Annotated in this window: 11 protein-coding genes; 9 read left to right on the top strand and 2 right to left on the bottom strand. The window is 42.6% G+C overall.

Annotated elements, in window-relative coordinates; genetic code table 11:
• Positions 1–102 precede the first annotated feature (102 nt).
• Positions 103–1386: a long-chain fatty acid transporter FadL gene (gene fadL / locus M1E86_RS11950; protein ID WP_213913201.1), complete on the bottom strand. Its 1284-nt coding sequence runs from the start codon at positions 1384–1386 to the stop codon at positions 103–105.
• Between the two features lie 353 nt (positions 1387–1739).
• On the opposite strand from fadL, the gene M1E86_RS11945 reads away from it, so the two are divergent.
• The 4 genes from M1E86_RS11945 (at position 1740) to sixA (ending at position 6657) form a co-directional block, all read left to right on the top strand.
• Positions 1740–2036: a YfcZ/YiiS family protein gene (locus tag M1E86_RS11945; protein ID WP_213913202.1), complete on the top strand. Its 297-nt coding sequence runs from the start codon at positions 1740–1742 to the stop codon at positions 2034–2036.
• A gap of 274 nt (positions 2037–2310) precedes the next feature.
• Positions 2311–3630: an acetyl-CoA C-acyltransferase FadI gene (gene fadI / locus M1E86_RS11940; protein WP_125891353.1), complete on the top strand. Its 1320-nt coding sequence runs from the start codon at positions 2311–2313 to the stop codon at positions 3628–3630.
• Positions 3630–5819 (top strand): fatty acid oxidation complex subunit alpha FadJ, encoded by a 2190-nt coding sequence (gene fadJ, locus M1E86_RS11935; protein WP_213913203.1) that lies wholly within the window; start codon positions 3630–3632, stop codon positions 5817–5819. Before fadI ends, fadJ begins: the two co-directional genes overlap by 1 nt.
• Positions 5820–6174: 355 nt before the next feature.
• Entirely contained in the window at positions 6175–6657 is a 483-nt protein-coding gene (gene sixA / locus M1E86_RS11930) for a phosphohistidine phosphatase SixA (protein WP_213913204.1), read from the top strand.
• A gap of 18 nt (positions 6658–6675) precedes the next feature.
• Here sixA and smrB read toward each other — a convergent pair whose 3' ends face one another.
• Positions 6676–7218, bottom strand: a complete 543-nt coding sequence (gene smrB, locus M1E86_RS11925) for an endonuclease SmrB (RefSeq protein WP_125891350.1) — start codon at positions 7216–7218, stop codon at positions 6676–6678.
• Positions 7219–7441: 223 nt separating this feature from the next.
• Here smrB and hutI point away from each other — a divergent pair, with 223 nt between their 5' ends.
• The 5 genes from hutI to M1E86_RS11900 all read left to right on the top strand — a co-directional run bounded on the left by hutI (position 7442) and on the right by M1E86_RS11900 (position 14708).
• A complete protein-coding gene (hutI, locus tag M1E86_RS11920; protein WP_213913205.1) occupies positions 7442–8713 on the top strand; it encodes an imidazolonepropionase in 1272 nt (423 codons plus the stop codon).
• A gap of 229 nt (positions 8714–8942) precedes the next feature.
• Positions 8943–9680, top strand: a complete 738-nt coding sequence (hutC, locus tag M1E86_RS11915; protein WP_213913206.1) for a histidine utilization repressor — start codon at positions 8943–8945, stop codon at positions 9678–9680.
• A 322-nt stretch (positions 9681–10002) separates the two neighbouring features.
• A complete protein-coding gene (hutU, locus tag M1E86_RS11910) occupies positions 10003–11682 on the top strand; it encodes a urocanate hydratase (protein ID WP_125891347.1) in 1680 nt (559 codons plus the stop codon).
• A 12-nt stretch (positions 11683–11694) separates the two neighbouring features.
• On the top strand, positions 11695–13227 hold the full coding sequence (gene hutH / locus M1E86_RS11905; protein ID WP_125891346.1) for a histidine ammonia-lyase: 1533 nt from the start codon (positions 11695–11697) through the stop codon (positions 13225–13227).
• 89 nt (positions 13228–13316) lie between these two features.
• On the top strand, positions 13317–14708 hold the full coding sequence (locus tag M1E86_RS11900) for an amino acid permease (RefSeq protein WP_213913207.1): 1392 nt from the start codon (positions 13317–13319) through the stop codon (positions 14706–14708).
• Positions 14709–14762 lie beyond the last annotated feature (54 nt).

Genomic DNA, 14762 nt, shown 5'->3' with positions numbered 1-14762 from the left:
CAAGAAAATTTATGTTAAGTTTTGAAAATGAGTGGGATGGAGCAATTGACATTGATAATAGTATCAGGGAGAGGACTCCCCGATACTTAAAAATTCGATTAATTAGAACGTATAGTTGAAGTTTACACCGTATAACCAAGCAGAACCTTCAGATTTGAAGCGAGTTGTTGTGTTTGGGTCACCTTCTTTTAGCATTTCGTTGATATTAACTTTCTTGCCATGCATATAAGCAATACCCACATCAACAGTTGTATTTTCATTGAATGCATAAGTGGTTCCTGCGCTTAACCAATAACGGTCTTGGTCAGGAATCGAAATTGAGCGGTATTTTGCAGGGACTGGGCTTTCATCATAGGCGATACCCGTGCGGAAGGTCCAATTATCATCATAAAAATAGGTTGTACCTAATGCTAAACGCCATGCATCCTTAAAGTGCTCTGGTTTATGGAATAGCTCTTTGCCATCGCTTTTTTGATAAGCCGTTAAATCTTTAAATGTACTCCAACCTGTATAGGAAGCGCTGTAGTGGAGAGCCCATTTTGGCGCGACTTTATGGTAGCCGGAAAATTCCCAAATATCTGGTAGATTAAGGTCGAGTTTACCTTTAACGCTACCACCATTTAACCCCCCAAGCATTGCTGGAAGGTCGTTTGAAAACTTACCATCTTCAAATTTAACTTTAACTTTTGAACGATAGGTTAAGCTTAAACGGTTGTCTTGATTAAATTCATATAAGATTCCGGTATTCCAACCGTAGCCCCAGTCATCACCTTTAAGCTTGGCTGCAGTTGTGCTTGGTGTCACGCCTAAGGATGGTGGGATTTGTGAGGCTCCAACTCCCATATGACGCGTGATTTCGGCATCTGCATAGACAGCGTTAACGCCTAAACCAAAGCTAAAATTATCATTTAAACGATATGCACCGCTTAAATTTAAGTTAACGGTTTTTAAATCAGTTTTGCCGCCAACTGGGCCACCAGCGTAATCTTTAGGGAAATCAGTGGCTAAACCAAAGTTAGTGGTCATTGATGTACCAACAGCCCATTTATCATTAATTGGGAAAATGAAATGGGCATTAGGTACAACTGCACTTGGAGCAATATCATTGGAAGTAAAAGCACTATTATCGCGGCCTTTAATATCAACGCTTGGGTCAATATAAACGGCACCAACAGAAAGAGAAGGACGATCAAACAACATCATGGCAGCAGGGTTTCGGCTTCCCTCACTTGCGTTGTCGCCCATCGCACCCGCCCCAGAAAACGCGCGTCCCAGTGCGGATGTAGAATATTCATTAAGCAAAAAACCAGCCGCGCCTGCGTTGGATGATACAATTGCCACTGCTATTGCTAAAGCTGATCTAGAAAACAGGTTTTTCTGGCTCATGACCAAAACCCTCTTATGTTTTATTTTGAATAAAGCGACTTCTATCGCAAGAAGCGCAGAATTGTAGGGTCCCTTGCCGTTATGACAAATCAGACCAGTTACTAGAGTATAGGTCTGACCACCTGATATGTTGCAAGCTTGTTTTGCAGTTATTGTGACTTTGTTTTCAAAAATGCGACATATTTAACAAAATAGCAACATTGACTGACGAATTGGGAGCAAAAAGTATACGAACACGGGGTAAGATCAAACTTATGTTTAATTATTAGTGATATATTTTGATACACACTAGTTTTTAGCACTTTTTCAGCGTTATGATAGCGACTTAACAGTTTGTTTATTTGGAGAGTAAAATGACTGATGCGATTAACCGTTGTAGCGCGGATGAAACCGCAGCCTGCTGCTGCGTAGATGTGGGAACAGTATTAGATAATAAAGACTGCACTGCCTCGTATCAGCATGTATTCGCTACACAAAATGAAGCGGAAACTATGTTGAAAACACTCACAGAGAAAGCAAAATCTGTTGAGTCAGACCCTTGTGCGATAACCCATTCTATTAAGTCTGTAGAGGGTGGCGTTGAGCTGACGGCTGAGTTTAGTTTTAGCTGTGAAGCTGAAAGCCTGATTTTTCAATTAGGCCTTCGCTAATCAATCGTTTGAATTTGCTCTGATTTGCCTTTTATCACTAAAACGATAGCGTAATTAACGCTCAGTGATAAAAGGCTTCCTTTATTCCTCTCTGTTTTCTTCTGCGATAATTTGTTGGGTTTTTACTCTAAGTTGCGTACCTGCTCGCATTTTTTATTAATACTCATTGATAATTGTGAAATTTATGTTAACAATCACTACAGGTCAGACCTCCTTGTCCGCTTAGTGAGTTAGTTAACTATAATTTTCATTTTTGCTTTTAGCAGGAGCGACCATGAATCAACATCTCAACCATGGTGAAAATACAGATAAAACAAATGAAAGGATCGCCATTGTCAGTGGTCTACGCTTGCCTTTTGCAAAGCAATCTACGGCATACGCAGGAATCCCAGCCGTCGATCTCGGTAAAGCCGTAGTTGCTGAATTATTAGCCCGTAATGATTTAGATAGAAACCTGATTGAGCAACTGGTATTTGGGCAAGTGGTACAAATGCCTGAAGCACCGAATATTGCGCGGGAAATTGTTCTTGGAACAGGGATGAGTGTCTCAACGGATGCTTATAGTGTATCCCGAGCTTGCGCCACCAGCTTTCAAGCAATTGTTAACGTTGCTCAAAGTATGAAGGTTGGCGATATTTCTATCGGTATTGCTGGCGGAGCTGATTCATCCTCTGTGCTTCCAATTGGCGTATCAAAAAAATTGGCAGAGACATTATTAGCATTAAGCAAAGCAAAGTCTGTTGGGCAAAAATTATCACTGTTAGCGAAATTACGCTTGAAAGATTTAGCGCCTGTTGCTCCCGGGGTTGCGGAATACTCTACGGGGCTGCGTATGGGAGATACTGCGGAGCAAATGGCGAAAAGTTATCAAATTAGCCGAGCTCAGCAAGATGAGCTTGCTCATCGCTCGCATATGTTAGCGACCAAAGCGTGGGAAAATGGTGCGTTAAATGATGAAGTTATGACCGCATATATGCCCCCCTTTAAGCAAGCCTTTTCCCAAGATAACAATGTGCGTACAAACTCAGTATTATCATCCTATGCGAAATTAAAACCGGCCTTTGACCGTAAGCACGGTAGTGTGACCGCGGCGAACAGCACGCCGTTGACGGATGGTGCCGCAGCAGTATTGATGATGACCGAGTCTCGAGCAAAATCGCTGGGTTATACGCCGTTAGGTTATATTCGAAGCTATGCGTTTTCAGCGATAGACGTATGGGAAGATATGCTTTTAGGGCCTTCTTATGCTACCCCGCTTGCGTTGAAACGAGCAGGGTTATCGCTGCAAGATTTATCCCTGATTGATATGCATGAAGCTTTTGCAGCGCAAACGCTCGCTAATTTACACATGTTTGGTAGCCGTAAATTCGCTCAAGAAAAATTGGGAATGGATAACGCAATTGGCGAAGTGGATATGGATAAATTTAATGTCCTAGGGGGCTCTATCGCTTACGGGCACCCATTTGCAGCCACAGGCGCACGAATGGTGACACAAACCCTAAATGAATTGCGCAGACGGGGTGGTGGTTTTGGTTTAACAACAGCTTGTGCTGCGGGTGGTTTAGGTGCAGCTATGATCTTAGAGGTGGAATAATGGCTCAAAATTCTGCTATAGAAGTTGCAAGAGAAAAAACACAACAGGCTTTCCGTTTAGAAATTTATGATGAAAACGTCGGGGTCATCTTCATTGATGTACCGAATGAAAAAGTGAATACATTAAAAGCGGAATTTGCGGAGCAATTCCTTGCCATTTTACAACAAGCGCAGTCTACCTCTGGTTTAAAAGGTTTAGTTATCACCTCAGGGAAAAAAGACAATTTTATTGCAGGCGCAGATATTAGCATGATAGCTGGCTGTGAAAGTAAAGCCCAAGCCAGTGAGTTGTCAAAAGCAGGCCACGTACTATTTGATAAAATCGATAATTACCCATTGCCTATTATTGCTGCAATACACGGCGCGTGTTTAGGCGGCGGGTTAGAGCTTGCCTTGGCATGTCATGCGCGGGTTTGTTCCCATGATGATAAAACGAAATTAGGCTTGCCCGAAGTACAGTTGGGGTTATTGCCAGGTTCTGGGGGAACGCAGCGTTTACCTCGGTTGATTGGTATTCCACATGCATTGGATTTAATGCTGACAGGCCGCCAGTTAAAAGCAAAACAGGCGCTGAAAATAGGGTTGGTTGATGATGTCGTTCCTCAGCCTATTTTACTCGACGTTGCAGTGAAGATGGTGAAAAAAGGGGGCGTTCAGCGTCCCGCTATCCATTGGCAACAGCGTTTATTAAGCAGTAAATTATTACGTAATAAAGTATTCGATAGTGCAAAGCAAAAAGCGCTCAGCAAAACCAAAGGCCATTATCCAGCCCCCGAAAAAATTATTCATGTTGTGAAAACAGGTATGAATAAAGGTTTACAAGCAGGTTACGCAGAAGAAGCGAAAGCCTTCGGTGAACTCGTGATGACACCAGAGTCTGCCGCATTACGTAATTTATTTTTTGCGGTCACTGCGTTAAAAAATGAAACAGGGGCGCAAGCCGCACCCTTGAAAATTAATCAAGTTGGTGTGCTTGGCGGCGGGTTGATGGGGGGGGGAATTGCTTATGTCACCGCTTTTCAAGGTAAATTGCCGGTTCGTATTAAAGATATTTCAGATAAAGGTGTCACCCAAGCTTTGCGTTATAGCTGGGATCTACTGACTCAGCGAGTTATCAAACGGCGGTTATTAGCCCGAGAACGTGCCGCTATTATGGCTAAGGTATCAGGCACATTGAGTTATCAAGGGCTTGAAAACGCAGATATTGTTATTGAAGCCGTGTTTGAAGATTTGGCTCTAAAACAAAAAATGGTTGCTGAAGTTGAACAGATGTCGAAACAACAAGCCATTTTTGCTTCTAATACATCATCTTTACCTATTCACCAAATTGCAGAGAATGCGACTCACCCGGAAAAAGTCATTGGTCTACACTATTTTAGTCCAGTCGATAAAATGCCGTTGGTTGAAGTCATCCCTCACCAACAAACAAACGAAACAACGATTGCAACCGTTGTTGCTTTAGCAAAACGTCAAGGTAAAACAGCCATTGTCGTAGGGGATGATGCCGGTTTTTATGTAAATCGCATTTTAGCGCCTTTCTTGTGTGAAGCTGCCCAATGCCTTGTTGAAGGCGAGTCAATAGAGCACATTGATCGCGCTTTAGTTGAATTTGGTTTCCCTGTCGGGCCATTTAATCTATTAGACGAAGTCGGTATTGATGTAGGAACTAAAATTTTACCGATTTTAGTTGAGCGTTTTGGTGAGCGTTTCAAAGCCCCTGATATTCTCGATAAAGTCGTTAAAGATGGCCGTAAAGGTAAGAAAAACGGCAAAGGTTTTTATGAATATGGTCATCACACTAATAAGTTGTGGTTTTGGAAAAAAGCCAGTAAACGTCAAGTCGATAAAACCATTTATTCACTGATTGGCGTAGTTCCCAACAATACATTGACTAAAGCGGATATTGCACAGCGGTGCGTTATGATGATGCTTAACGAAGCGGCCCGTTGCCTTGATGAAAAGATTATTAAAAGTGCACGTGATGGGGATGTAGGGGCGGTATTTGGTATCGGTTTCCCGCCATTCTTTGGTGGTCCGTTTCGGTATATGGATAGCTTGGGGATTACTAAGACTGTAGATACGCTACACAACTTAGCAATGCAATACGGCGATAAATTTAAGCCTTGCGAGTTATTGTGTGATATGGCTGAGAGTAATCAAACATTTTTCCCTGATCATATGGAAGAATAAGAGCAAGTAAAAAGCGAGAGAGTAGGTCATTGAAATGGTAGCGGTTTAACCGTCAATTCAATGGCCTAATGCCTGATACTGAACCTGTTTTTAGTATTAGGTTTCTCTGAACGTGCAGAGCGATTATCCACGATAATAAATTGTCTGTATTAACTTTATGATATTAAAAAAATAAATCTGTTTTTTGTCATGTCTGCCGATAAAACATAGACAAAAATCCACTCAAATCATTTTCTTTATTGAACATTTCATGCAGAATCACCTTTCACCCCAACTGATGGTTACTTTTACAACAATTATCTTAACAACAAAAGAATAGCCACCTTAATCAGGTAGGTTACTCAGATGGTGGATTATGCAAGTTTACATTATGCGTCACGGTGATGCAGCGATACAAGCGCCTAGCGATGCTGAGCGCCCATTGACTCAAAAGGGAAAAGACGACTCAGTATTAATGGCTCAATGGTTACAGAACCAAGGTATTAAGATTGATTCGGTGTTAGTGAGCCCCTATCTAAGAGCCGAACAAACTAGGCAGGTTGTGAGTCAACACCTTGATTTACCAGCAAAGTCGGAAGTTTTAAGGCAATTAACGCCAGGTGGGAATGCCGCATTTGTGGCTGATCATATTCGAGACCTTGCTGTGCTAGGCGCTAATGCGATATTAGTTGTATCTCATTTACCGCTGGTAGGGTATTTAGTGTCGGAGCTATGTCCACATAAAGAACCTCCGATGTTCACCACATCAACAGTGGCATGTGTTGATATTGACGTGGCTCATCAGAAAAGTCATTTAGAATGGATGTTGAGTCCATCACAACTATTATTTGCAAAATAATACAGAACGGATGAGCGCTTAACGGCGAGCGCTCTCTGCAGTTTCAATGAGTAGTAATAAGGCTGCATTCCCCCCCCATTCTTTAGGTGCTTGGTGAAAAGCAATAATATCAGGGTGTTGGGCTAACCATAATGGTGTTTGTTGCTTTAAAACATGTTTACCATGGCCGTGCATAATGCAGGCGCAATAGACATTTTCACGCTTACATGCCGCAATGAGCGCACCAATTTCTTGTTTTGCTTCCATTTGTGTTAAGCCATGTAAATCTAAAAATAATTCGGGAACATAGTCACCCCGACGAAGTTTTTTTAATTCATAAGGGTTAGCGTCGGGCCTCAAATAACGCGTTGGGCCTTCATGTTCAAGTTGAGGTTGAAATTCATCTGAAAAATAAAAAGAGGCGTCAACCTGTTCTTGCATGACTTTTTTATTTGATGGTTGTGTCACCTTGGTGCGAACAGGTGCGTGCAGGACTTGGTCCTGGTGGATCTTTTTTGCTCCACTAATGGCTTCTTTGAAAAGACGGATCTCTTCATCTTCTAGACCAAATTTTTTTTTCATAATGTTAATCGTGTATTTTTGTGATCAATTTTTCTGGTTGGTAGTGTAACTCATTTTTGGTGAATGGTGATAATCGCAGATTGTTCGCGCTAAGTAACATATTTATAACCTTTTTGCAGGTAAGCATTGACAAAAGGGGACTTGCTAGTCTAATTGTATATACATATCTATACTATTTATGAATCAATGAGTAAAACTCAGTTCAATAACAATAGGAAAAACGATGGTATTCAAAACACACTCGCAGGATGTTGTTTGGCGTAATGGCCGTATTGCCACTATGGATCCAGAACTGCCTGCCCCTTATGGACTTATTAATCACCATGATTTAGTCGTTCGTGATAATAAAATAGTTGCAATTGTTCCTACTCAGGAAATTGAATTAAATGACTGCCAGGTTATTGATGTAAAAGGTAAATTAATAACCCCAGGATTAATCGATTGCCATACACATCTCGTTTTTGGTGGTGACCGCGCTTCTGAATGGGAACAGCGAATGAATGGGGTTTCTTATGAAACCATCAGCGCTCAAGGTGGTGGAATTAATTCTACAGTGCGAGAAACACGTAAGATGAGCGAGAACGAATTATTTGAGCGGGCAAAACCAAGGCTCGAAGCATTAATTCGAGAAGGGGTGACAAGCATTGAAATGAAATCGGGCTATGGTCTCGACTATGAAAATGAAGAAAAACAATTGCAAGTCGCAAAACGGTTATCTGCACAATATCCTATTTCAGTCAGTTCAACATTACTCTCCGCTCACACAGTACCCGTTGAATATAAAGATAAGCCTGATGACTACATTGATTTGATTTGTCAAAAAATTATGCCTGAACTATGGGAAAAAGGCTTGTTTGAGGCAGTCGATGTTTTCTGTGAAAGCGTGGGGTTTTCCCTCGCCCAAAGCGAAAAATTATTTTCAGCAGCTCAGAAATTAGGCATTCCTGTGAAAGGGCATATGGAGCAGTTATCAAATTTAGGTGGGAGCGAATTAGTTGCTCGATACAAAGGTTTATCGGTTGACCACATTGAATATCTAGATTTAGAAGGGGTTAAAGCACTTAAAGCGAGCGGAACCGTTGCAGTCTTACTACCGGGGGCATTTTATTTTTTAAGGGAAACCAAGTTGCCGCCTATTGAATTATTGCGGGAATACAATGTCCCTATGGCGGTTTCAACAGATTTTAACCCAGGCACCAGTCCCTTTGCTTCATTGCGTATTATTATGAATATGGGTGCTGTCTTATTCAAGCTGACACCTGAAGAGGTATGGGCTGGCGTGACACGTCACGCAGCGAAAGCGTTAGGCCGTGAAAATAGCCATGGGCAGTTAAAAACGGGCTTTGTTGCTGATTTTATTGTGTGGGATGCGCAAGAGCCAGTCGAAATGATTTATGAGCAAGGGAGCAACCCATTGCTCATCAGAGTCCATGAAGGCAACATTACCCATCGAAACGGTGATATGTGTGACCCATCAGTTTATCCACAGAAATAACAATAATTGATAGCAGTGAATGAGGATGTTTGCTGCTATATACCTTAAATGTTTTCTGTTTGTTTTTATTGAAATAGCATCGTTTAATTATGTAAATGCTCAATAATTAAGCATGATGTTTTTATTCGCGACTGTCAGGATAAAAAATGTCCGATAGCACCCAGGTCGTGTTGTATGCTATTTAATAAATAGCATATTAATACTTAAGATTTTAATCATTAAATTGGAAATGACTGTGACAGCCGATAAAAAGGATAAACAAGGGGCACCGCTCCCACTGTATTTGCAAGTAAAACAATCGATAATTGAAAAGATCCATACAGCAGAATGGCAGGCAAATGACCGGATTCCATCTGAGGCTGAGTTAGTCACGCAGTTTCAATGTAGTCGAATGACGGCAAACCGAGCACTACGTGAATTAACTGCAGAAGGGTTGTTGGTTCGTTTGCAGGGGGTAGGGACGTTTGTGGCTGAGCCAAAAGGTCAATCTGCACTATTTGAAATTCACAGTATTGAAGCGGAAATACTGGCAAGAAACCACAAATATAGTTGCCGGATAATTAAACTCGAAGAAATACAAGCATCACCCGCACTCGCAAATGAGTTAAATATCAGGCCGGATACGGCAGTGTTCCACTCTATTATTGTTCATTTAGAGAATGATATTCCTGTTCAAATTGAAGACAGATATGTCAATGCGTTAGCAGCGCCTGATTATTTACAGCAAAATTTTTTATCGATCACACCTCATGATTATTTGTCTCAAGTAGCTCCTTTAACACAAGGAGAGCATATTGTTGAGGCTGTAGAAGCTGATGAGCGTTCAGCAAGGTTATTGCAAATAACCACCGGCGCATCTTGTTTGCTAATTACAAGGCGTACTTGGTCCCAGTCTTTCACGGTGACAAGTACCAAGCTATTGTTTCCTGGCCACCGCTATAAGCTTAAAGGTAGTTTCACGTCATAAGTTATTTCACCACGTAAATATATGGGCGGAATGATATACAACCTATTTTCCGCTTATCGTATCGAGCTATTCTCTTCCATACCCATTTGGTGTGAATTTATTGTAAATTAAATGTGACTTGGTAGGCATATTTAGAATAAAGAAAACACACCAAAATATCAATCTTGTTTTTTATCTAATTGTTTTATCTAAACAAAAATATCTTTATGTCACATTTTTTTAATCTTTATGTTAAAAGATTGATTGATCCTACATGTATATACAACTATATCTATAAGAACAGTAAAAGGTCGTTAATGGACAGATAAAAGAGGGTATACAAGTGACAGGACTGAATAATAAATATCGAAATATCGAAATTAGGGCGCCGCGGGGGAGCACATTAAGTGCCAAAAGTTGGCTCACTGAAGCCCCATTACGTATGTTAATGAATAACCTTGACCCGGATGTTGCAGAAAACCCTCATGAATTAGTGGTCTATGGTGGCATTGGGCGTGCGGCACGGAATTGGCAATGTTATGACCAAATTGTTGAGTCCCTGAAACAGCTCGAGAGCGATGAAACACTGTTGGTACAGTCAGGTAAGCCTGTCGGTGTTTTTAAAACCCATGAAAATGCTCCGCGTGTTTTAATCGCCAACTCAAATATAGTGCCACATTGGGCAAACTGGGAACATTTTAATGAGTTGGATGCGAAAGGCCTCGCCATGTATGGGCAAATGACCGCAGGTAGCTGGATTTACATCGGCAGTCAAGGCATTGTGCAAGGAACCTATGAAACCTTTGTTGAAGCCGCGCGTCAGCACTTTAACGGTGATTTAACCGGGCGCTGGGTACTTACCGCAGGTTTAGGTGGTATGGGAGGGGCGCAACCTCTTGCTGCGACATTGGCGGGTGCGTGTTCTTTGAATATTGAATGTCAACAAAGCCGCATCGACTTCCGCTTAAGAACCCATTATGTGGATGAACAAGCGACCGATCTTGATGATGCGTTAGCGCGTCTTAAAAAATACACATCGGAAGGAAAAGCCATTTCTATCGCACTGTGTGCGAATGCCGCTGAAGTTCTTCCTGAGCTTGTCAAACGTGGTGTAAAACCGGATATGGTGACCGATCAGACAAGTGCTCATGACCCATTGAATGGTTATTTGCCAATTGGGATGAGCTGGGAAGAGTACCGTGAACGCAGTGTACAAGACCCGCAAGCCACCGCGTTAGCGGCAAAAAAATCCATGGCGGAACACGTTAAAGCGATGCTGGCATTCAAACAACAAGGGATCCCCACCTTTGATTATGGGAACAATATTCGCCAAATGGCATTGGAAATGGGCGTCGAAAATGCGTTTGATTTCCCCGGTTTCGTACCGGCTTATATCCGTCCGCTATTTTGCCGTGGTGTTGGCCCATTCCGTTGGGTCGCGTTATCAGGGGATCCTGAAGATATCTATAAAACCGATGCGAAAGTGAAAGAACTTTTACCGGATGATAAGCACTTGCACCGCTGGTTGGATATGGCGCGTGAACGTATCAGCTTTCAAGGTTTGCCAGCGCGTATCTGTTGGGTCGGGCTTGGGGATCGCGCTAAATTAGGTTTAGCATTCAATGAGATGGTCAGAAGCGGCGAGGTTTCGGCTCCAATTGTTATCGGCCGTGACCACCTAGACTCAGGTTCAGTAGCAAGCCCAAATCGAGAAACAGAATCTATGAAAGATGGCTCTGATGCTGTTTCAGACTGGCCGTTACTCAATGCGTTATTAAATACAGCCAGTGGTGCGACGTGGGTGTCTTTACATCACGGTGGTGGCGTAGGCATGGGCTTCTCTCAGCACTCAGGGGTAGTGATTGTGTGTGATGGAACGGATGAAGCTGCAGAGCGTATTGCTCGAGTATTGCACAATGACCCGGCAACTGGCGTCATGCGCCATGCTGATGCGGGCTATGACATCGCGATTGCCTGTGCGCAAGAAAAAAATCTTAATTTACCAATGATTAAAACACGTTAAGGAGTGCCATTAATGACTAAGTTAACTATTCACCCAGGAAAAATGACACTCGAAGACTTACGCGTTGTTTTCCAGCAAGCAGTAACTGTCTCTTTAGACAAAAAAGCGCATACGGCGATTGAAAAAAGTGTCGCGACAGTAAATAAAATTATTGAGGAAGATAGAACCGCTTACGGTATCAATACGGGGTTTGGCTTACTTGCTAATACGCGTATTGCGACTAAAGATTTGCAATCATTACAACGCTCTATTGTGATGTCTCACGCAGCGGGTGTTGGCGAGCCGTTAGATGATGACCTCGTGCGTTTAATCATGGTACTCAAAATTAATAGTTTGGCTCGCGGTTTCTCTGGTATTCGCCTTGAAGTCATTAATGCTTTAATTGCATTAGTGAATGCGCAAGTTTATCCATTTATACCGGCTAAGGGCTCTGTGGGGGCTTCTGGCGACTTAGCGCCATTAGCGCATATGAGCTTGATTTTATTAGGTGAGGGTAAAGCACGCGTTGAAGGTAAATGGATTTCAGCGAAAAAAGCCCTTGAAAAGGCCGGGTTAAAGCCCCTGAAATTAGAAGCGAAAGAAGGCTTGGCATTATTAAATGGGACGCAAACTTCCACCGCTTTTGCACTAAAAGGGTTATTTGAAGCAGAAAAATTGCTGCTATCTGGCATTGTCTGTGGAGCGCTGAGTGTTGAAGCCACACTGGGCTCTCGTAAACCGTTCGATGCACGCGTGCAAGAAGTTCGAGGGCAAAAAGGGCAAATTGATGTTGCGGCGATGTTCCGTGATATTTTATCACCGACGAGTGAATTGGCGAAGTCCCATGAGAACTGTGTGAAAGTGCAAGATCCGTATTCATTACGTTGCCAACCACAAGTCATGGGGGCTTGTTTAACTCAAATTCGTCAAGCAGCCGAAGTGATATTAATTGAATCCAATGCGGTGTCAGATAACCCATTAGTCTTTACTGATAATGGCGATATTATTTCGGGCGGTAATTTCCATGCAGAGCCTGTTGCGATGGCGGCAGATAATATTGCGCTTGCGTTAGCGGAAATTGGTGCGTTATCCGAACGTCGCATTGCATTATTGATGGATACCCACATGTCGCAGTTGCCACCGTTCTTAGTGAATAATGGGGGCGTGAACTCAGGTTTTATGATAGCCCAAGTGACGGCCGCTGCATTAGCCAGTGAAAACAAAGCATTAGCCCATCCTTCAAGTGTCGATAGCCTACCAACGTCGGCTAACCAAGAAGACCATGTTTCGATGGCACCTGCAGCGGGGCGTCGATTATGGGAGATGGCAAAGAATGTCACGGGTATTTTAGCCATTGAATGGCTTTCTGCGTGTCAGGGTATGGATTTCCGTGAAGGTTTGAAGTCGAGTGAAACCTTGGAAAAAGCACGTAAAACATTACGTGATCAAGTGACTTACTATGATAAAGACCGTTATTTTGCCCCTGATATTGAAGCGGCAATTAATTTAATTAACCAATATAAACTGTCTGCGCTCTTCAAGGCTGGCGCAGTCTTCCCTAACTAATATATCAAGCAAATAAAAGGTGGCCGGCAATGTACTGGCCGCCTGAAGTATTTATCTGCACGACAATAAAATAATACGAAGGATAAATCATGCAAAGCACATCACAACTTGCGCGAGGGCTTTCTGCGCGCCACATTCGATTTATGGCTTTAGGTTCTGCGATTGGTACAGGTTTGTTTTATGGTTCAGCGAAAGCAATAGAAACCGCGGGTCCCGCGGTATTGCTCGCCTATATTATCGGCGGTGCCGCAGTGTTTATGGTTATGAGAGCACTGGGTGAAATGGCGGTTCATCGACCACTTGCGGGGTCGTTCTCACAGTATGCCAGCCATTATTTAGGGCCGAGAGCCGGTTTTTTTGCGGGTTGGACCTATGTTTTTGAAATGCTTATTGTTTGCTTGGCGGACGTGACGGCATTTGGTGTTTATATGAAACTGTGGTTTCCAGAGGTTGCACAGTGGATCTGGGTGTTAAGCATTATTTTCTTTATTGGTGCGATAAACCTATGTCACGTGAAAACCTTCGGTGAAATGGAGTTTTGGCTGTCAATCATTAAAGTTATTGCGATTATTGCGATGATTGTCGGTGGTGCCGCCATTATGATGTTTGGTTTTGGCCAAGCTGCAGACCATGCGGTTGGGGTATCAAACTTATTTATTCACGATGGGTTTATGCCAAATGGTATTGGTGGGGTGATTGCATCCTTTGCGGTGGTGATGTTTGCGTTCGGGGGAATTGAAGTTATTGGTATTACCGCGAGTGAAGCGAAAAACCCTGAAACCACGATCCCAAGAGCGATTAATGCGGTGCCAATTCGTATCTTATTGTTCTATGTCCTGACGTTATTTGTCTTGATGTGTATTTATCCATGGAACCAAATTGGGCAGCAAGGTAGTCCATTTGTGCAGATCTTCGATAGCTTAGGTATTCAATCTGCAGCGAATATCTTAAATATTGTGGTGATCACAGCAGCAATTTCGGCAATTAACAGCGATATCTTTGGTGCAGGGCGTATGATGTATGGCATGGCACATGAAGGACAAGCACCAAAAGCCTTTACCAAGCTGACAAAAAACGGCGTGCCTTGGATGACGGTATTAGTGATGGTCGCGGTATTACTGGTGGGCGTAGTATTGAACTATGTCATTCCTGACGATGTGTTTGTGGTGATTGCGTCAATTGCGACGTTCGCGACGATTTGGGTATGGTTGATGATTTTACTGTCACAGTTTGCAATGCGCAAAAAAATGTCGCCAGAAGAAATTAGCCAATTAAAATTCCCTGTACCGATGTGGCCTGTCGCTCCTATTTTAGCCATTGCATTTATGGTGTTTGTTTTTGGTGTCTTGGGGTATTTTGAATCAACACGAATTGCACTCTATGTAGGCATTGTTTGGTTAGTATTACTGACTATCGCCTACGCACTTTGGGTAAAAAAACCTGTGAAAGAGGCGGAAATCGTACTGCAAAACGAAAGCTAATATTGTTGCTTCTTTGCTGAACTTGTTATTTTCCTCACGCCCTTTAGCTAAATA

This window comes from Providencia sp. PROV200, assembly GCF_049901995.1.
GTDB lineage: Bacteria > Pseudomonadota > Gammaproteobacteria > Enterobacterales > Enterobacteriaceae > Providencia > Providencia rettgeri_E.
This window is presented reverse-complemented; position numbering and strand designations above follow the sequence as displayed.